The sequence below is a fragment of the Schumannella sp. GW821-FHT10F01 genome (assembly GCF_058809295.1).
The window spans coordinates 166,799-183,074 of sequence record NZ_JBXASM010000005.1 but is presented as its reverse complement, the minus strand read 5'-3'; the positions used below and the strand labels follow the sequence as shown (position 1 = coordinate 183,074).

Here is a 16,276-nt window from a genome sequence, read left to right as displayed (position 1 = left end):
GTCGGCCTACTCCTCGATCGCGCCGCCGACCCGGCGCAGGTGCTCCCGGAAGCCGATCCCCTCAGCGTCGCGGGCGGCCAGGTACTCGGGGAACCGCACCTGCTCGCGCAGGCTCGTGCCGGCGTGCATCCGCTCGGCCTGGGCGCGCTCGGTGTCGCGGATGCCGGCCGCGAGCGCCGCGATCTCGGCGGCGCGGTCCGCCGGCACGAACAGCACGCCGTCGTCGTCGGCGAGCACGAGATCGTCGGCCGTGACCACGTGCTCGCCCACCCGGGCTCGCTCGAGCGCGTCGTCGGGCTGCGGCTCGACGCTGAGCGGTCCGGTCGGGATCGCGCCGGCGCTGAAGAGCGGGAGGCCGATCCGCAGCAGGTCGGCGGTGTCGCGGTGGAGGCCCCAGATCACGATGCCCGCGAGCCCGGCCGACTGCACCTCGAGTGCCGCGAGGTCGCCGACGCAGGCGCGGTCGTCACGGCCCGCGTCGTCGACGACGAGGATCTCGCCGGGCGCCGACCGCTCGAGCGCCTCGAGGAACACGTCGACGCTGCCCGTGTGCCGAGCGGGCCGTGCCCGGCCGGCGAGGTGGGCGCCGGACCGCAGCGGGCGGATGCCGGCGGGCGCGCAGCGCACCGCGACGCCGAGTCGCACGCAGGCATCCGCGACGTGCGGGGTCGTCAGCTGGTCGAACGCGCGGATCGGGTCGGGGGCGGTCGTCATGGAGCCAGCCTGCCCGCCCGGCGCGGCGGGGCCGAGCGGGTGCGGGCACAGGATCCGGCCGCGTTCCCGTGCGGTTCCGACAACGGCGCCGAGCCTCGCCCGACCTCAGCCCAGCGGGCCGCCGGCCGCGAGCACCCGGTCGGCGAACCGCTCGCCGATGATCCGGTGCGTGTCCGTATCGGGGTGCAGCGCATCCGGCAGCGGATGCTCCGCCGCATCCGCCTCGCCGTACAGCTCGGTGCCGTCGAGGTAGGCGAGGTGCGGGTCGTCGGCCCGGTGGTCGATCACCTCGCGGAGCGCGTCGCGGACCACGCGCAGCGTGAGACGTCCGATCGCGGTGTCCCCGGGCGTCCCGGTCGCGATGAAGCGCACGGCGTCGGTGCCGAGCGTGGCCGGGTCGACCGCGCCGGGCCCGGGGGTGTCCTCGTGGATGCCGCAGAAGATCGGCGAGACGAGCAGCAGCGGGGTCTCCGGATGCCCGTCGCGGATGGTGTCGAGGAAGCCGTGCACCGCGGGCACCAGTGTGCGGCGGCGCATGCCGTCGAGGTTCACGATGTTGATGCCGAGCTTCACGCTGATGACGTCGGCCGGGGCGTCGCGCATGACCCGCGCCGTGAACGGATCGACGAGGGCGTTGCCGCCGAGGCCCAGGTTGCGCAGCTCGACGCCCGCACGCCGGGCGGCCACCGCCGGCCAGATGCGGGTCGGCGAGGTCGCGTTCGAGCCGTGGCTGATGGAGCTGCCGTGGTGCAGCCAGACGCGGGAGCCGGTTTCGGGTGCGGGCCCGATCGGGGCGTCGCTGCGCAGCGCGAGCAGCTCGACCGACTCGTTGTGCGGCAGCCAGAGCTCGACGACCGTCTCGCCGGCGGGCAGCCCGTCGACGACCGTCGTGTGGGCGGGACCGGGCCTGAACTCGCTCAGCCCCGTCTGCAGGTCCATCTCGATCGCGTCGCCCCCGGTGAGCGGATCGCTGGCGACGAGCTCGCCGTCGACGACGGCGTCCACCCGTCCGCGGGCGCGCTCGGCGCCACGGTAGGCGAGCCGGTTCGGCTGCAGGTCGAGCTCGATCCGCCGCGCGGTCGTGGTGAGCACGAGCCGCACGCCCGACGGCTGGGACTCCATGAGCAGCAGGTGGCCGTCGGGGAAACGCGAGCGCACGTGGTCCGGCAGGCGATGCGGGCGCAGTCCGCGCGGGGTCGTCTCCAACTCTGTGTGGCCGCGGAGCAGCGGCGCGAGGTCGGCGGCGGAGGTCGTGATCATCGGGCGGGCTCCTGGACGGCGGTCGGGGCGGAGGTGTCGTCGGCGGGTGCCGCGGGCCAGGCGCGCAGCAGCGCGTCGAGCGCGTCGACGATCCGCGGCCATGACGCGTCGGCGTCCGGGCTGCTGTGCCGGAACGCGCCCGCGCGCTCGAGCGCGAGGAAGCCGTTCAGCGTGCTGCCGAGCAGGCGCACGGCGTGCACGTGCTGGTCGTCGGGCACGGCGTAGCCGCGGAGCACCGCGGCGTTGAGCGCGCCGATCTCGCGGGCGGCCGGCACCGCGGCGACGGCGTCGCCGGTCGGACGCTGCAGCGCGTCCCAGCGGCCGGGCCGGCTCCGCGCGTACTCGCGGTGCGCCTCGGCGAAGGCGGCGAGCGCGTCGCGTCCCGAGCGACCGGCGATCGCGTCCGCCACGCGCGCGACGAGCTCGGTCAGCGCCAGCGCGGCGATCCCGTCGCGGAGCGCCTCCACGTCGCGCACGTGCGTGTAGAGGCTCGGCGTCTGCACGCCGAGCGCGCGGGCGGTCTCCGACAGCGAGACGTCGACCGAGCCGCGGGCGTCGGCGAGGTCGGCGGCGCGCGCGACGACGGTCGCGGGCGTGAGCGTGATCCTGGCCATGACCGTCATCCTACAGGCATTAGGGTAGGACCGAACGCAATGAGGATCCGGATGGTCCCTCTAGCGTTGACCCATGGCCCACCGCGTCGTCGCGTCCTCCGATCCGCTCCGCGTCATCCAGGTCGGCGCCGGCGGGATGGGCCGGGCCTGGCTGCACGCGATCGCGGCGTCGCCGGAGGTCGAGCTCGTCGGCATCGTCGATCTCGCGCCCGACACGGCCGCCGCCGGCGCCGCGCTCGTCGCGGAGCTCACCGGTGCCGACGTGCCGACCTCCGCCTCGCTCGCGGAGCTCGCGGCGTCGACCGGAGCCCAGGCCGTCATCGACGTGACGGTCCCGCGGGCGCACCACCCGGTGACGACCGAGGCGCTCCTCCTCGGCCTGCCGGTGCTCGGCGAGAAGCCCGTCGCGGTCGACGTCGCCGAGGCCCTCTCGCTGGCGGCCGCCTCCGAGCTCACCGGCGAGCTGTTCATGGTGAGCCAGTCGCGCCGCTACAACGACCAGCTCGTCGAGCTGCGGGCGCTCACGCGCGAGCTCGGCGAGGTCGGCATCATCACGCACACCTTCGCGACAGCGCCGCACTTCGGCGGCTTCCGCGAGGAGATGCCGCATCCGCTGCTGCTCGACATGGCGATCCACCCCTTCGACAGCGTGCGCGTGCTGCTCGATTCGGACCCGGTCTCGGTCTACTGCGAGTCGTTCAACCCCGCCGGCAGCTGGTACCGCGGGGACGCCGCCGCGTCGGCCGTGTTCGCATTCGCCGACGGCGCCCGCTTCGTCTACTCCGGCAGCTGGTGCGTGCCAGGAGCCGAGACGAGCTGGAACGGCCACTGGCGCGTCGGCATGACCGGCGGCACCGCCATCTGGGACGGCGACACCCCGCCGACCGCGGAACGCGCCGACGGATCGCCCGTCGCCGTGCCCGGGGATCTGCCGCACCTGGCGCCGGAGATCTCCGGCTCGCTGGCCGAGTTCGTCGCGGCGCTCCGGTCGGGCGCGACGCCGGACGGCGAGGTGCACCGCAACATCCTGAGCCTCGCCATGGTGGAGGCGGCGGTGCGGTCGGCCGACAGCGGCGTCCGCGTCGACATCCGCGAGCTGATCGACGCCGCCTACGAGCGCGCGATCGCCGACGAGCGGCGGGACGACGTGCGCGAGGTGCTGCGCGGCTGGGGGAGCGCGGCGGGGGTCGGCGGGAGCGCGCGCTAGCGGCGCGCCGAGCTGGCCCGCACCGCCAGGTCGACGGGCGCGACCGTCGTGGTGTGCCGATGCCCGCTGCGCACCTCGTCCGCGAGCAGGCGGATCGACTCGGCGCCCATCTCGAAGCCGGGCTGGCGGATGGCGGTGAGCGGCATCCAGTCGGCCTCCTCGCCGTCGTGATTGCCGTCGAGGCCGACGATCGCGACATCCCTCGGCACCTCGAGATCGGTGCGGTGCCGCAGCGTCTGGAGGATGCCGAGCGCGAGCGCGTCGGTCACGCCGACCACGCCGAGCGACCGGCCGTCGTGCCGTCGGAGCAGGGCGTCGGCCGCCGACCGGCCGGCCGCCGAGGAGAGTCCGTCGGCCTCGATCTCGACGAGCTCGACGCCCAGGCGCTCCGCCGTGGTCCGCACGCCGCGGCGCCGCTCGGCGATCGGCTGGGCGATGTCCCCCGTCGAGACGAAGACGATCCGCTCCGCGCGCACGTCGACGAGGTGCTCGACCGCCAGCCGGCCGGCGAGCTCGTTGTCCATGAGCACGGTGCACCAGTCCTGGTCCGCCGCGTGCCAGTTGACGACGACGAGCGGCCGCACGTGCGCGCGGATGCCGGCCACGCGCTCCGCCGGGTCGCGCATGGTTGCGAGGATCAGGCCGCGGGATCGCGTCTCGGCGAAGTAGCGCAGGAACCGCTCCTCCTGATCGATCGCCGAGGGGTCGGCCGTGGAGGCGGCGAGGCTGAACACGGAGTTCGCGAGCACCAGGCTCAGGCCCGACCGCTCCGCCGCGATCTGCGCGCCGCGGGCCATGTCGATGAAGAGCCGGTTCACGATGTCGGGCACGATCAGCCCGACGCCCTCGGTCGAGCCGCGGAGCGACCGCGCTCCCTCGCTGCGGATGAAGCCCAGCCGCTCGATGCTCGCCTGCACCCGCGCGAGTGTCGCCGGCTTCACGCGCTCGGGGCTGTTCAGCACGTGCGACACCGTCCCGATGGAGACGCCCGCATCCTCCGCGACCGCGCGGATCGTGGGCGGAGCGGGCTCTGACACGGCTCGATTCTGCGCCTCCGGCGGGTCGTGCGCCGAGGCGAGTTCTCGAACCGAGCGAGGTTGACACGTCGCGCGGGCCCGCGGTGTCGCTGACGGACCTCGCGGGTCTGCGGCCCTATTCGTGCTCGGAGGATGGGGCGAGCAGGGCGAGCACGCCGGCCGCGGCCCCGTCGGCGATGGTCTGCTCGCCCATCGCCCGCGCGGTGACGAATGAGCCCTCCACGACGGCGACCAGCGCCTCGGCTGTCGCTCTCGGGTCCAGGCCGGGTAGGACGGATCCGTCCTGCTGCCCGACGCGGACGGCGTCCTCCACGAGCTCGACGACGTGGATGAACGCCTCGCGAAGTGCAGCGCGGAGGTCGGGTTCGGCGAGCACGCCGGCGTCGTAGGCGAAGCCGCCGATGCGGCACCCGGCGAGGGCGTCGTCGGTCGTCGCGAGGAACGCGGCGAGGCGGTCGCGACCGGTACGCCGACCGTCCATCGAGGAGCGGATCACGTCGAGGAGATCACTGCCGTTGGCGTCGATGACCTCGCGTCCGAGCGCGGGCTTGGTCGGGAAGTGATGGTAGAAGCTGCCCTGCCCGACCCCGGAGTCCGTCATGACCTGCCGGGGGCTGGTCGTCGAGTAGCCGTGACGCCAGAACATCCCCTTCGCCGCGTCCACGATCTTCTGCCTGCTGTCCACGACGTTCAGCCTAGACCTACCTCCAGGTCTTGTACCTACCTAGAGGTATGTATGCTCGCGATGGCGACGCCGACGACGGTGCCGTCACCGCCATCTCACAAGGAGTCGCACGATGTCCACCGCCCCCGAGTACCCCGTCGTGGAGTACAAGACCCCCGATCTCGACGGATTCGAGATGTTCTACCGCGAGGCCGGCCCGGCCGACGCGCCGGTCGTGCTGCTGCTGCACGGCTTCCCCACCTCGTCGCACATGTTCCGCAACCTCATCCCCTACCTCGCCGACCGGTTCCACGTCATCGCCCCCGACCTCCCCGGCTACGGTCAGAGCGCAGCGCCGGCGCACACGGAGTTCGACTACACCTTCGACAACGCCGCCGACGCGGTCCGCAAGCTGCTCAAGAAGCTCGGCATCACCCGCTACGCCGTCAACGTGTTCGACTACGGCGCACCGACCGCCTGGCGGCTCGCGCTGGCCGACCCCGACGCCATCACGGCGCTGATCGTGCAGAACGGCAACGCCTACGACGAGGGCCTCGACAACAAGTTCTGGGAGCCGATCAAGGCGTACTGGAACGACAACGCCTCCGCCAACCGGGACGCGCTGCGCGGCCTGCTCACGATCGACACCACCCGCTTCCAGTACACGGACGGCATGGCGTTCGCCGATCGGATCTCGCCCGACAACTGGATCGCCGACCAGGCGCAGCTCGACCGCCCGGGCAACGACGAGATCCAGCTGGACTACTTCCTCGACTACGGCACCAACCCGGCCCTGTACCCGGCCGTGCAGTCGTGGCTGCGGGCGAAGCAGCCGCCGACGCTCATCGTGTGGGGCGAGAACGACGTCATCTTCCCCGGGGCCGGCGCGCACCCGTACAAGCGGGACGTGAAGGACATCGAGTTCCACCTGTTCGACAGCGGTCACTTCCTGCTGGAGGACCGCGCGACCGAGGTGTTCCCCCTCATCCACGACTTCCTCACCCGGAAGATCGGCTGACCGTCAGCCCCGGGACGGCCCGGTCGGTGTGGTGATCCCGTGCCGGCCGGGCCGTCGTCGTCGTCGGCAGCCCACGAAGAGGTCACTCGTGCAGGAAGGCCCTCATCGGCGATGTGGAGAACGCCGTCACGCCACGGAGTCGGCATGCGGTGCGCCTCTCCTCTCGATAGGCGGGCAGGCCGCGCTGATCTTGCGCGGCCTGCCCCGTGGCGTACCGGCGTCAGAGCCCGCGTCGCCCGTAGCCGGGGAACGCGTGCCGGCGGGCGAAGATCACCACGACGACGGTGACGAGCACCAGTGCGGCGACGGCCACCATGAGCGACTCGCTGCCGATGCCGGCCAGCAGGATCCCGCCGATGATTCCGCCGAGGGCGATGCCGGCGTTCCACATCGTCACCATGAGCGGCTGTGCCGCATCGGCGTGCTCACGGGAGGCGGACATCAGCGCGGACTGGAAGATCGTCGCCGCCCCGCCGAACGCGAGGCCCCAGGCGGCGACGGCCACGTAGTCGACGACCGGGCTCGACGAGGCCACCGTGAGTGCAACCGCCGCGACCGCGAAGAAGATCGTGCTCGCCAGGGCGAGCTTGCGGTGGTGCCGATCGACCCACAGGCCGGTGAGCCAGACGCTGACGATCGAGGCGATGCCGAAGTCGAGCAGGATCCACTGGATCTGATCCCCGAGGCCGACACCGGCGAGCACCGGCGCGACGTACGTGTAGAGGATCGTGTGCGCGAGCACGTAGATCCCGGTGACGATGAGGATCGTGCGCAGGCCCTTCAGCCGCAGCAGCCCGTGGAGCGGGAGCCGTTCCGTGGCCATCTGCCCGGGGCGGTTCGGGAGCTTCCACAGCGTCCAGAGGATCAGCAGACCGGAGAGCGCCGTCACCAGCCCGAAGGTCAGCTGCCAGCCGATGGTCTGCCCGAGGAACGCGCCCACCGGCACGCCGAGCGACAGCGCGACCGGAGTGCCGGCGAAGGCGAACGCCATCGCGCGACCCTTCAGCTCGTCGCCGACGAGCTTCTGCGCGTACCCGCCGAGGATGCTCCAGGTGACTCCGGAGGCGGCGCCGGCGAGGAACCGGGCGACCATCGTGAGGACGTAGTTCAGCGAGATGGCGGTGACGAGGTTGGCGATGAGGAATCCGCCGAGCGCCACGATCAGCAGGCGGCGTCGGGGCCAGGAGCTGGTGGCCAGCGACACGGGGATGGCGGTGAGCAGCGTGGCGATGGCGTAGATGGTCACCGTCTGCCCGGTGGCGGACTCGGAGACGCCCAGCGCCCGGCTCATCTGCGGGAGCACGCCCGCGGGGAGCGCCTCGGTGAGGGTGGTGATGAAGCCCGCGGTGAACAGGGCGATCAGCGCCGCGATCGGCAGCCGCTCCGGTGCGCGGGTACCCGAGACGACGTCCTGGGTGGTGGTCATGTGCGTGTTCTTCTTCCGTCTGGCGGGACGGCTCTGGCCGCCCGGATCCGTGGTGGTGCACCGCGGCGCGGGACCGGAGAAGATCGTCTAACCTTGACATCAGTGTGAATGCAAGCGCGAGTTCCCGGAGGGCCGGATGAGGATCAAGGAACTGTCGGACCGCACCGGCGTCTCGACCCGTCTGCTGCGCTACTACGAGGAGCAGGGCCTGCTCCGGCCGCGCCGTCAAGACAACGGCTACCGCGACTACGACGAACCCAGCGTCGTCCGGGTCCAGCAGATCCGTGGGCTCCTCGACGCCGGGCTGACCACGGAGATCATCCGCGACGTGCTGCCCTGCATCGCCGAGGCCGCCAACGTCTGCTACCCCGATCCGGACTTCGTCAGCCGGATCGAGCACGAACGGGACCGCATGGAGGAGAGGATCGCGTTCCTCGCCAAGAACAAGCGCGCCCTCGACGAGTACCTCAGCGCCCTCGTCAGCGCCGCCTGACCGAGTGGATCGAGCGCAGCGACCGGTGCGACCTGCTCTGAAGAGCGGATGACGGGAATCGAACCCGCGCTATCAGCTTGGGAAGCTGAAGTTCTGCCATTGAACTACATCCGCGTGCGCGGCCCGGGGCCGCCCTGCGATGATAGCCGACCTCACCCGGCCGGATTCGTGGCCTTCCCGTCGAGCCAGAGGGTGTCGCTCGGGTCCGAGTGCGTCGTGCCGCTGTCGACGTGCTTGGCCGAGATCGTCGGGCCCTTCGTGATGACGTGCACCATCGCCATCCCGTGGCCGCGCCCGAGGTCGTAGTCGTCCTTGAGCCAGGCGAGGATCTCGCCCGCCTTCGTGCCGGGTCCGAAGCCCTTCGCCTCGGCCTCCTCGAGGAGGGCGCGCGGGGTCTTGCCGGTCTTCGTCTCGACCGCGTCGAGGTACGCCTGGAAGGACATGGGGCCAGTGTGCCGCAGTCCGGAAGCGCCCCGATAGGGTCGTCGCATGCTGCTGAGTGACCGGGATATCCGCGCGGAGCTCGCGAGCGGACGCGTGGGCCTGACGCCCTTCGACCCGGCGATGGTGCAGCCGTCGAGCGTCGACGTGCGGCTCGACCGCTTCTTCCGGCTCTTCGACAACCACAAGTACCCGTTCATCGACCCGGCCGAGGAGCAGGCCGAGCTGACCCGGCTGATCGAGACGAAGCCGGACGAGCCGTTCATCCTGCATCCGGGCGAGTTCGTGCTCGGGTCGACGTTCGAGCTGGTGTCGCTGCCGGACGACGTCGCGGCCCGGCTCGAGGGCAAGTCGAGCCTCGGACGACTCGGGCTGCTGACCCACTCGACGGCCGGCTTCGTCGACCCCGGCTTCTCCGGCCACGTCACGCTGGAGCTCAGCAACGTCGCGACCCTGCCGATCAAGCTGTGGCCGGGGATGAAGATCGGGCAGCTCTGCTTCTTCCGCACCAGCTCGCCGGTCGAGAACCCCTACGGCTCCGGCCCCTACGGCAACCGCTACCAGGGGCAGCGCGGCCCGACCGCCTCGCGCTCGTGGCAGAGCTTCCACCGCGTCGATGTCCGCTCGACCGACGCCGGCGCCCCCGGCGAGTAGCGCCGCGGCGGTGCTCGTCACCGAGCGGCTGCTGCTGGACCGGCTGGCGCCGGCCGATCTGCCCGCGCTGCACGCCATCCAGTCGGATCCCGCCGTCTGGCGACACGATCCACCCGGCGTGCACGGGTCGCTCGAGCAGACCGAGGACCTCCTCGCGGCCATCGACCGGGCGTGGGAGCGGGGCGGGCTCGGCCTGCGGGCGGTGCGAGGGCCCGTGGAGTCCGGCGCGGGCGAGCTCGCCACGGGCGAGCTGCTCGGCACCTGCGGCGTCATGCCCTTCTACTTCGGCGGACGGCTGCTGTGGAACCTCGGCTTCCGGCTCGCCGCGCGAGTGCACGGCCAGGGACTGGCGACGGAGGCGGCGCTCGCCGCCGTCGCCGAGGTGCAGGCCGCACATCCCGGCGATCCGGTGATCGGACGCGTGCTGCTCCACAACCCGGCCTCGACCCGCGTGCTCGAGAAGGCCGGGCTCACGGAGCTGCGCCGCGGCCCGGCGAGCGACGACAACCGGTCGCCCGACGGCGGCCCGGCGACGCGGCTCCTGCTCGCCGACCGGCCCCTCGACGCGCCCCTCGCCGACGCGCTGATCGCGTTCGGCTGAGCGCCGCCCGATTGCGGGCCGATCGGCACCCGACCGCGACCCGACCGCCGCCCCTCCGCCGCCGGGGGAGCGACTCGACGTGGCTCGGATGCCGCCTGGACGCACCCGTCCGTGCCACCCCGGAGCCGCCCTGGGAGTCGCCTGTCCGCACCCGGTGGGATGTCGCGACCGTCGGCTACAGTGCCGGCAACGGCGCTATCGGCCCCCGCCGCGCGCCCGGTTCACAGCACCTCGCGTTCCTGCCGGATCTCCACCGGCTCGACCCGCGATCGGACCGGGCCCGGAGGTACGTCGCCAGCAGCTCCCTCCCTCGCACGCTGCGGCGAAAGAGCAGGACTGATCCATGAGCACCGCGTCTGCGACCCCGTCGAATCCGCCGCCGGGCGCTCCCGGTTCGGCAGCGAACTCCGCGGCGGGTCTGCACGCCCAGCCCACGACGGCCGGCCTCGTCGCCGGCCGCTATCAGCTCATCGACGCGCTCGGCTCCGGCGGTTCGGGCAGCGTCTACCGCGCCCGCGACACCGTGCTCGGCCGCGACGTCGCCTTGAAGGTGTTCCGCGCCGAGTCGACGCTCGCCGACGACCTCGTGCGCCAGGAGCGCGAGATCCGGATGCTGAGCACGCTCGCGCACCCCGGGCTCATCAACATCTTCGACGCCGGCCGGCAGAACTTCGACGGCACGGTGCGCCGGTTCCTCGTCATGGAGCTCGTCTCCGACGCGTCGCTGGAGAACCGCCTCGCGGACGAGACCTCGCTCGCGGCGCACGAGGTCGCGTCGATCGGCGCGCAGATCGCGGATGCGCTCGCGTACATCCACTCGCGCAGCGTCATCCACCGCGACGTGAAGCCCGCGAACGTGCTCATCGGCCCGGCCGGCGACCACGGCTTCCGCCGCACCGCGAAGCTCGGCGACTTCGGCATCGCCCAGTTCATCGACGGCAACCGGCTCACCTCCGACGGCACGATCCTCGGCACGGCTGCGTACCTCAGCCCTGAGCAGGTCTCGGGCCGCCCGGTCGGGGTCTCGAGCGACGTCTACTCCCTGGGCCTCGTGCTGCTCGAGGCGCTCACGGGCGTGCAGGAGTTCCCCGGCACCGTCGTCGAGTCGGCCGTCGCGCGCGTCAACCGCGATCCCGACATCCCCGACGAGCTCCCGGACGAGTGGCGCGAGCTGCTCGGCGCGATGACCTCGCGCGATCCGTCGCAGCGTCCGTCGGCCGCCGAGGTGGCCGCGGTGCTCGGCGGCGCGCCCTCGCCCGCCCTCACCGGCCACGGCCGCCGCTCGCGGGAGGCGCGCGCCCACCGCAAGGCGGCGTTCCGTACGCTCGCCCGTCGGCGCCGGCGCTTCCAGATGATCTCCGGCGCCGCGGTCGTGCTCGCGGTCGCGGCCTGCATCGGCAGCTTCGCGCTCGGCTACCTGCTCGGCGCGCACTGATCCTTCGCGCCGCGGCCGGTGGCCGGCCCCGTTCCGGCGGGCCGGGCCCGACGGTAGGCTCGTCTCATGAGCGATGCTCCGGATGACGCGGCCCGCCTGCTCGAGTCGGCGGAGAGCGACGAGACGCGGGTCGACGTGGTCGACGACGCCTTCCCGGCGCTGACGCGCCAGGTGGTGCTGCCGGCGGCCGGCAGCCGCCCGCGCATGACCGTCATCGCCCGCGTGGAGACGTCGCCGGAGACCAACAAGGCCGTCGTCGCGGTCGACGACGGCGATGACGTGCTGGTGCTCGCCGAGAGCAGCGCCCCCGCCGGAGCCCCCGACCAGCAGCCGGCCGTGGCCGGCGCGCTGCTCGACGCGATCCTCCGCAGCGGGCTGCACCGGCTCGCCGAGATCGGCTGAGCCCGCCCGGACGCGCCGGGTGAGCTCCGGGTTGGCCCGGAGATAAAACGTGGGTTACTCTCACACTCATGAGTGACAACCCGCTGGTCGCGGCGCCGGTCGACACGGCGACCCCGTTCAGCGGCGCGGGCATCGTCGAGGACGGTGCCGACCTCGTCTCGGCGATCCAGTCCGGCGACTGGGTGGCCGGCGGCATGGCGGCGTTCTCGGCCGCGATCGACACCGTGGCCACCGTGTCCGACCCGCTCGGATCGCTCATCGCCGCCGGACTCGGCTGGCTGATGGACCACCTCGAGCCGCTCAAGGGCTGGCTCAACGACCTCACCGGCGACGCCGGCGAGGTGCAGGCGTTCTCGCAGACCTGGGCCAACATCGCCCAGCAGCTGGCGCAGTCCGGGCAGGAGCTGTCGAGCATCGTCGGCGACCTCGAGTCGCAGGCGGGCGAGACGATGGACGCGTACCGGCGCTTCCAGCAGGAGGCCGGCCAGCACATCGAGGCGGCGGGCGGCATGGCCTCCGCGTTCTCGACGGGCCTCGGCATCGCGTCGACGATCGTGCAGGTCGTGCACGACCTCGTCCGCGACGCGATCGCCCAGATCGTCGGCTCCGCGATCTCCTGGGCGGCGGAGGCGGTCTTCTCGCTCGGCCTCGCGACGCCCTGGATCATCGAGCAGGTCTCCACCCGCGTCTCGGCGCTCGTGACCAAGATCGGCACGAAGCTGACCGACCTGCTGAAGTCGGTCAAGAGCCTCCGCTCGCTGCTCGACAAGGCCGACGACATCCTCAAGCGCCTCAAGAAGGTGTTCGACGAGGTGCTGCTGAACAAGAAGTCGGTCCCCGGCCGGACCGACGGCAAGACGGTGCCCTACCGCGACTGGAAGCAGCGGCTCAAGGACAGCCAGCACAACACCGACGCCGATCGGGGCATCCTCGGCAGCTACGTGCGCGACCCCGCGACCGGCGGACCGGCCCCGAGCTCGTACAACATGCGGGCCGGCACCGACCACCGCTACTTCGACATGGGCGCCACCTGGGGCGACTACACGGCCCGCCACGGCGTCACCGACGACGACATGTTCGAGCTGTTCAACCGGCCGTTCCTCGACTCGGCCACCCGTGACCGCATCCCGATCGACTTCAGTCACGACCCGGTGAACATCGACCCGGGCCGCGCGCTGCACAAGGAGTACCTGGAGCTGCTCGACAAGGGCTACACCTGGGATCCGTCGACCATGACGATGAACCCGCCGCCCCGCCGCTAGCTCCGTCAGGTGTGCTGCAGGCGGATCGGCAGCCCGGGCAGCTCGTCGACCAGGTGCGGCCAGTCGTGGAACAGGATCGCCTCGAGGTCGTCGCGGGAGATCTCATTCCAGAGCGGATAGCTGCTGCGCACGGCGACCGCGAGCTTCATGAGCGCGCCGCAGCGCCCGCACTCGTGCACGAGGGCGAACGTGTACAGGGCCTCGTCGGCCGCGAGCGGGAGCAGCTCCGCCGTCGGGCAGTCGGCCCGCACCAGTCGCATCGTGCCCGCGGCCTCCCGCTCCAGGAGTTCGGCGACCGTCGCGCCGAGGTCGAGCACCTCGACCGGATCGCGGAAGTGCGGCACCATCACGCGCACCGGGTCGTGCACCTCGCACCACGGACGCGCGGGGGCGTCCGCCTCGCGACGACGGAACAGGGCCACGATCAGTGCGGCCCGTCGGACCGGGGAACTCCCGGCCAGTCGCCGGCGGGCCACTGCGCGAGCTGCATACCGAGCCAGGGGCTCCAGGCGAACGGCGCCGCCTCGACCGACCGGCGGAGCGCCTCCGGCTCGACCCAGCGCCAGTCGTCCACCTCGTCGGCGGCCGGATGCGGATCGCCGGTGATGCGCGCGCGGAAGACCGGGCAGATCTCGTTCTCGACGATGCCGCCGGCGTCGGCCGCGCGGTAGCGGAAGTCGGGCAGCACGACCTCGAGCGCGGTCACCTCCACACCGAGCTCACGCCGCGCGCGGCGGACGACGGCCTCGTCGATCGCCTCGCCGGGCGCGGGATGCCCGCAGAACGCGTTCGACCAGACCCCGCCGAACGCCCGCTTGCCCAGCGCGCGACGGGTCACCAGCACGCGGCCGTCGGGCCCGATCAGGTGGCAGGAGAAGGCCAGATGCAGCGGGGTCTCCGTGGTGTGCACGGTCGCCTTGTCAGCGGTGCCGATCGGGGCGCCGGTCTCGTCGAGCAGCACGACCACCTCCGCGGCGGCGTGCGTCGCGGTGGCGAGCGTGTCGGTCATGCGGCCAGGCTAGCCGCGCGGGCCCGGCACGCCGCGCCGCCGTAGAGTCGCGATCGTGGATCTGGAGGAGGCGCGCAGGCAGGCAGCCGCCGAGCACGACCTGACCGGCCACCAGGCCTCCCTCCTCGTGACCGCGGGCGCCTGGCATGACGCGGGCCTCGCCGCCGCACCGGCCGACGACCCGGGCGCACCGGACGGCTGGACCGTGCGGCTGGGCGACGACGACGGCGGCTGCCCCGAGGCGCGCGGCGCCGAGGGCGGTCCGCTCCGCCTGCCCGATGAGTCCGCGGCGCTCGAGCGGGTGCTCGACGAGCTGCGCCGGGCGGCCGCCGCCGGGGCGCTCGCGGGATGGCGGCGGCGGCATCCCGCGACCGATCCGGCCGGACGTGCCGAGCGCCTCGCGGTGCGGCCGACGCTCGAGGCCTGGCTGGCCGAGCATCCGATCGCGCGCCCGCGCGTGGCGCCGGCCGGAGTGCCCCCGCGCTTCGGGGTCGAGCAGCTGCGGGAGCTCGCCGGGCGGGTCTACGGCGTCGGCGACTGGGGCGGCGGCTTCGTGCAGCACGGCGCGGGACGGGAGTTCGGCTACGACGTGCACGCCGCGCCCGGCCGGCGCGACGGCCGGGTCGTGGTGGAGCGGGGCGGTGACCGCGGCACCTGGCATCCCCTGGCCGACGCCGACGGCCGCCCGCGCGAGTTCCCCGACGAGGAGGCGGCGATGATCGTGCTGCTCAACGAGCTGGAGTCGCACCGGCATCTCCCCGCGGGTCCGTCGTGGCGCCGAGACCTCACCACCGAGCAGAACACCCTGCGTCTCGAGCCCTACCAGGACCTCCTCGCCCTCTGGCGCGTCGAGTGGGCGATCTGAGCACCGCGGAGGCGGAGCGGCCGGGAAACCGCGCAGCCGCCGAGAGGCAGGGGACAGGGCTGTACCCCGTCGCTAGTCTCGAGGCATGAGCGCCCCCGACTCGTCCGTCCCGCTCGAGGAGCGCGTCGACGGCGAGCGGCGCGGCCAGGTCGACGCCGTGCTCGACCGCTGGTTCGCGCTGGCGCGTCGACGGGCCGAGGCGCTCGGCCCGGACTACGTGGCGCTGTGGGACGAGCTCGAGGCGAGTGCGACCGGCGGCAAGCGGTTCCGCCCGCGGATGGTCATGGCCGCGTACACCGCGCTCGGCGGCGGCGACCTGGAGGCCGCCGCCAACGTCGGCGCGGCCTTCGAGCTGCTCCACACCGCGCTCATCGTGCACGACGACGTGATCGACCGTGACTTCGTGCGCCGCGGCGCCCCGAACATCTCCGGCGCCTACCGCGACCGCGCGCTCGCGGCCGGTGCGACCTCCGACGACGCGGAGCACCGCGGCATCAGCGCCGCGCTCATCGCCGGCGACCTGGCGCTCATGGGCGCCTACCGGCTCATCGACCGGAGCGGTGCGGCCGACGACGTGCGCGCCCGGCTGCTCGACGTGATGGACGACGCGCTGTTCGCGAGCGCGGCCGGCGAGCTGTTTGACGTCGGCTTCAGCGAGGGCGACGCGGTGCCGCTCGTCGACGACATCCTCAGCATGGAGCGGCTCAAGACGGCCGTGTACAGCTTCGAGTGCCCGCTGCAGGCCGGGGCGATCCTGGCCGGCGCGCCGAGCGAGACCGTCGGCACGCTCGCCGACTTCGGCCGCGAGATCGGCATCGCGTACCAGATCGTCGACGACCTGCTCGGGGTGTTCGGCACCGAGGAGGAGACCGGCAAGACCACGATCGGCGACCTCCGCGAGGGCAAGCGCACCGTGCTCATCTCGTACGCGACCTCGACGGCGGAGTGGTCGTCGGTGGCCGGCGTGTTCGGCACTCCCCAGCTCGACGACGAGGCGGCCGCCCGCATCCGCGCGGTGCTCGTCGAGAGCGGCGCGAAGGGCTTCGCCGAGGGTCTCGCCCGCTACTACGCGAACCGCGCCCTCGCTCGCCTCGTCGAGCCGCACGTGCCGGTCGCGCTCCGGGACGAGCTGCATCCGGTCGCCGCCGCCGTGCTGAGCCGGGTGAGGTAGCGG

Annotated in this window: 19 protein-coding genes and 1 tRNA gene; 10 read left to right on the top strand and 10 right to left on the bottom strand. The window is 72.9% G+C overall.

The window, feature by feature from the left end:
• Positions 1 to 6: 6 nt before the first annotated feature.
• From AC1RSJ_RS08205 to AC1RSJ_RS08195, 3 genes are all read right to left on the bottom strand, one after another.
• The gene (locus tag AC1RSJ_RS08205; RefSeq protein ID WP_493117869.1) at positions 7 to 714 is read right to left on the bottom strand and encodes an RraA family protein; all 708 of its coding nucleotides are present in this window, start codon (positions 712 to 714) and stop codon (positions 7 to 9) included.
• A gap of 105 nt (positions 715 to 819) precedes the next feature.
• Positions 820 to 1,974, bottom strand: a complete 1,155-nt coding sequence (locus AC1RSJ_RS08200) for an SGNH/GDSL hydrolase family protein (protein WP_493117868.1) — start codon at positions 1,972 to 1,974, stop codon at positions 820 to 822.
• A complete protein-coding gene (locus AC1RSJ_RS08195) occupies positions 1,971 to 2,588 on the bottom strand; it encodes a TetR-like C-terminal domain-containing protein (RefSeq protein ID WP_493117867.1) in 618 nt (205 codons plus the stop codon). Before AC1RSJ_RS08195 ends, AC1RSJ_RS08200 begins: the two co-directional genes overlap by 4 nt.
• A 73-nt stretch (positions 2,589 to 2,661) precedes the next feature.
• Between AC1RSJ_RS08195 and AC1RSJ_RS08190 the strand changes: the two genes are divergently transcribed.
• Positions 2,662 to 3,795: a Gfo/Idh/MocA family protein gene (locus AC1RSJ_RS08190; RefSeq protein WP_493117866.1), complete on the top strand. Its 1,134-nt coding sequence runs from the start codon at positions 2,662 to 2,664 to the stop codon at positions 3,793 to 3,795.
• Here AC1RSJ_RS08190 and AC1RSJ_RS08185 read toward each other — a convergent pair.
• Entirely contained in the window at positions 3,792 to 4,832 is a 1,041-nt protein-coding gene (locus AC1RSJ_RS08185) for a LacI family DNA-binding transcriptional regulator (protein WP_493117865.1), read from the bottom strand. The two genes, AC1RSJ_RS08190 and AC1RSJ_RS08185, sit on opposite strands and share 4 nt — an antisense overlap.
• A gap of 115 nt (positions 4,833 to 4,947) precedes the next feature.
• A complete protein-coding gene (locus AC1RSJ_RS08180) occupies positions 4,948 to 5,517 on the bottom strand; it encodes a TetR/AcrR family transcriptional regulator (RefSeq protein ID WP_493117864.1) in 570 nt (189 codons plus the stop codon).
• 112 nt (positions 5,518 to 5,629) lie between these two features.
• Between AC1RSJ_RS08180 and AC1RSJ_RS08175 the strand changes: the two genes are divergently transcribed.
• The gene (locus AC1RSJ_RS08175) at positions 5,630 to 6,514 is read left to right on the top strand and encodes an alpha/beta fold hydrolase (protein WP_493117863.1); all 885 of its coding nucleotides are present in this window, start codon (positions 5,630 to 5,632) and stop codon (positions 6,512 to 6,514) included.
• A gap of 220 nt (positions 6,515 to 6,734) precedes the next feature.
• On the opposite strand, the gene AC1RSJ_RS08170 is transcribed toward AC1RSJ_RS08175, so the two are convergent.
• Positions 6,735 to 7,940, bottom strand: coding sequence for an MFS transporter (locus tag AC1RSJ_RS08170; RefSeq protein ID WP_493117862.1), 1,206 nt, complete (start codon positions 7,938 to 7,940; stop codon positions 6,735 to 6,737).
• Between the two features lie 136 nt (positions 7,941 to 8,076).
• Between AC1RSJ_RS08170 and AC1RSJ_RS08165 the strand changes: the two genes are divergently transcribed.
• Positions 8,077 to 8,433 carry a MerR family transcriptional regulator gene (locus AC1RSJ_RS08165; RefSeq protein ID WP_493117861.1) on the top strand — a complete coding sequence of 119 codons (357 nt, stop codon included), beginning with the start codon at positions 8,077 to 8,079 and terminating at the stop codon, positions 8,431 to 8,433.
• Between the two features lie 43 nt (positions 8,434 to 8,476).
• Here AC1RSJ_RS08165 and AC1RSJ_RS08160 read toward each other — a convergent pair.
• Together AC1RSJ_RS08160 and AC1RSJ_RS08155 are read right to left on the bottom strand one after the other, a co-directional pair.
• Positions 8,477 to 8,547, bottom strand: a tRNA-Gly gene (locus tag AC1RSJ_RS08160).
• A gap of 38 nt (positions 8,548 to 8,585) precedes the next feature.
• Positions 8,586 to 8,876, bottom strand: coding sequence for a DUF4287 domain-containing protein (locus AC1RSJ_RS08155; RefSeq protein ID WP_493117860.1), 291 nt, complete (start codon positions 8,874 to 8,876; stop codon positions 8,586 to 8,588).
• 46 nt (positions 8,877 to 8,922) lie between these two features.
• Here AC1RSJ_RS08155 and dcd point away from each other — a divergent pair, with 46 nt between their 5' ends.
• From dcd to AC1RSJ_RS08130, 5 genes are all read left to right on the top strand, one after another.
• The gene (dcd, locus tag AC1RSJ_RS08150; RefSeq protein ID WP_493117859.1) at positions 8,923 to 9,528 is read left to right on the top strand and encodes a dCTP deaminase; all 606 of its coding nucleotides are present in this window, start codon (positions 8,923 to 8,925) and stop codon (positions 9,526 to 9,528) included.
• A 10-nt stretch (positions 9,529 to 9,538) separates the two neighbouring features.
• The gene (locus tag AC1RSJ_RS08145) at positions 9,539 to 10,129 is read left to right on the top strand and encodes a GNAT family N-acetyltransferase (protein ID WP_493117858.1); all 591 of its coding nucleotides are present in this window, start codon (positions 9,539 to 9,541) and stop codon (positions 10,127 to 10,129) included.
• A gap of 343 nt (positions 10,130 to 10,472) precedes the next feature.
• Complete coding sequence (locus tag AC1RSJ_RS08140) at positions 10,473 to 11,564, top strand: serine/threonine-protein kinase (RefSeq protein WP_493117857.1); 1,092 nt, start codon at positions 10,473 to 10,475, stop codon at positions 11,562 to 11,564.
• Between the two features lie 66 nt (positions 11,565 to 11,630).
• Complete coding sequence (locus tag AC1RSJ_RS08135) at positions 11,631 to 11,966, top strand: hypothetical protein (protein ID WP_493117856.1); 336 nt, start codon at positions 11,631 to 11,633, stop codon at positions 11,964 to 11,966.
• Positions 11,967 to 12,034: 68 nt separating this feature from the next.
• Positions 12,035 to 13,228: a hypothetical protein gene (locus AC1RSJ_RS08130; RefSeq protein WP_493117855.1), complete on the top strand. Its 1,194-nt coding sequence runs from the start codon at positions 12,035 to 12,037 to the stop codon at positions 13,226 to 13,228.
• A 5-nt stretch (positions 13,229 to 13,233) separates the two neighbouring features.
• Here the strand turns inward: AC1RSJ_RS08130 and AC1RSJ_RS08125 are convergent, their stop codons facing one another.
• Positions 13,234 to 13,650 carry a hypothetical protein gene (locus AC1RSJ_RS08125; protein WP_493117854.1) on the bottom strand — a complete coding sequence of 139 codons (417 nt, stop codon included), beginning with the start codon at positions 13,648 to 13,650 and terminating at the stop codon, positions 13,234 to 13,236.
• Between the two features lie 2 nt (positions 13,651 to 13,652).
• A complete protein-coding gene (gene idi / locus AC1RSJ_RS08120; RefSeq protein ID WP_493117853.1) occupies positions 13,653 to 14,237 on the bottom strand; it encodes an isopentenyl-diphosphate Delta-isomerase in 585 nt (194 codons plus the stop codon).
• A 55-nt stretch (positions 14,238 to 14,292) separates the two neighbouring features.
• On the opposite strand from idi, the gene AC1RSJ_RS08115 reads away from it, so the two are divergent.
• Both AC1RSJ_RS08115 and AC1RSJ_RS08110 read left to right on the top strand, forming a co-directional pair.
• Positions 14,293 to 15,102, top strand: a complete 810-nt coding sequence (locus AC1RSJ_RS08115; protein WP_493117852.1) for a hypothetical protein — start codon at positions 14,293 to 14,295, stop codon at positions 15,100 to 15,102.
• Between the two features lie 85 nt (positions 15,103 to 15,187).
• The gene (locus tag AC1RSJ_RS08110) at positions 15,188 to 16,273 is read left to right on the top strand and encodes a polyprenyl synthetase family protein (RefSeq protein ID WP_493117851.1); all 1,086 of its coding nucleotides are present in this window, start codon (positions 15,188 to 15,190) and stop codon (positions 16,271 to 16,273) included.
• Positions 16,274 to 16,276: the final 3 nt, after the last annotated feature.

Bases quoted from the DNA above. Each gene is read 5' to 3' on its own strand.
- AC1RSJ_RS08205 (WP_493117869.1), bottom strand. From the start codon at position 714: ATGACGACCGCCCCCGACCCGATCCGCGCGTTCGACCAGCTGACGACC.
- AC1RSJ_RS08200 (WP_493117868.1), bottom strand. From the start codon at position 1,974: ATGATCACGACCTCCGCCGCCGACCTCGCGCCGCTGCTCCGCGGCCAC.
- AC1RSJ_RS08195 (WP_493117867.1), bottom strand. From the start codon at position 2,588: ATGGCCAGGATCACGCTCACGCCCGCGACCGTCGTCGCGCGCGCCGCC.
- AC1RSJ_RS08190 (WP_493117866.1), top strand. From the start codon at position 2,662: ATGGCCCACCGCGTCGTCGCGTCCTCCGATCCGCTCCGCGTCATCCAG.
- AC1RSJ_RS08175 (WP_493117863.1), top strand. From the start codon at position 5,630: ATGTCCACCGCCCCCGAGTACCCCGTCGTGGAGTACAAGACCCCCGAT.
- AC1RSJ_RS08170 (WP_493117862.1), bottom strand. From the start codon at position 7,940: ATGACCACCACCCAGGACGTCGTCTCGGGTACCCGCGCACCGGAGCGG.
- AC1RSJ_RS08165 (WP_493117861.1), top strand. From the start codon at position 8,077: ATGAGGATCAAGGAACTGTCGGACCGCACCGGCGTCTCGACCCGTCTG.
- AC1RSJ_RS08155 (WP_493117860.1), bottom strand. From the start codon at position 8,876: ATGTCCTTCCAGGCGTACCTCGACGCGGTCGAGACGAAGACCGGCAAG.
- dcd (WP_493117859.1), top strand. From the start codon at position 8,923: ATGCTGCTGAGTGACCGGGATATCCGCGCGGAGCTCGCGAGCGGACGC.
- AC1RSJ_RS08140 (WP_493117857.1), top strand. From the start codon at position 10,473: ATGAGCACCGCGTCTGCGACCCCGTCGAATCCGCCGCCGGGCGCTCCC.
- AC1RSJ_RS08135 (WP_493117856.1), top strand. From the start codon at position 11,631: ATGAGCGATGCTCCGGATGACGCGGCCCGCCTGCTCGAGTCGGCGGAG.
- AC1RSJ_RS08130 (WP_493117855.1), top strand. From the start codon at position 12,035: ATGAGTGACAACCCGCTGGTCGCGGCGCCGGTCGACACGGCGACCCCG.
- idi (WP_493117853.1), bottom strand. From the start codon at position 14,237: ATGACCGACACGCTCGCCACCGCGACGCACGCCGCCGCGGAGGTGGTC.
- AC1RSJ_RS08110 (WP_493117851.1), top strand. From the start codon at position 15,188: ATGAGCGCCCCCGACTCGTCCGTCCCGCTCGAGGAGCGCGTCGACGGC.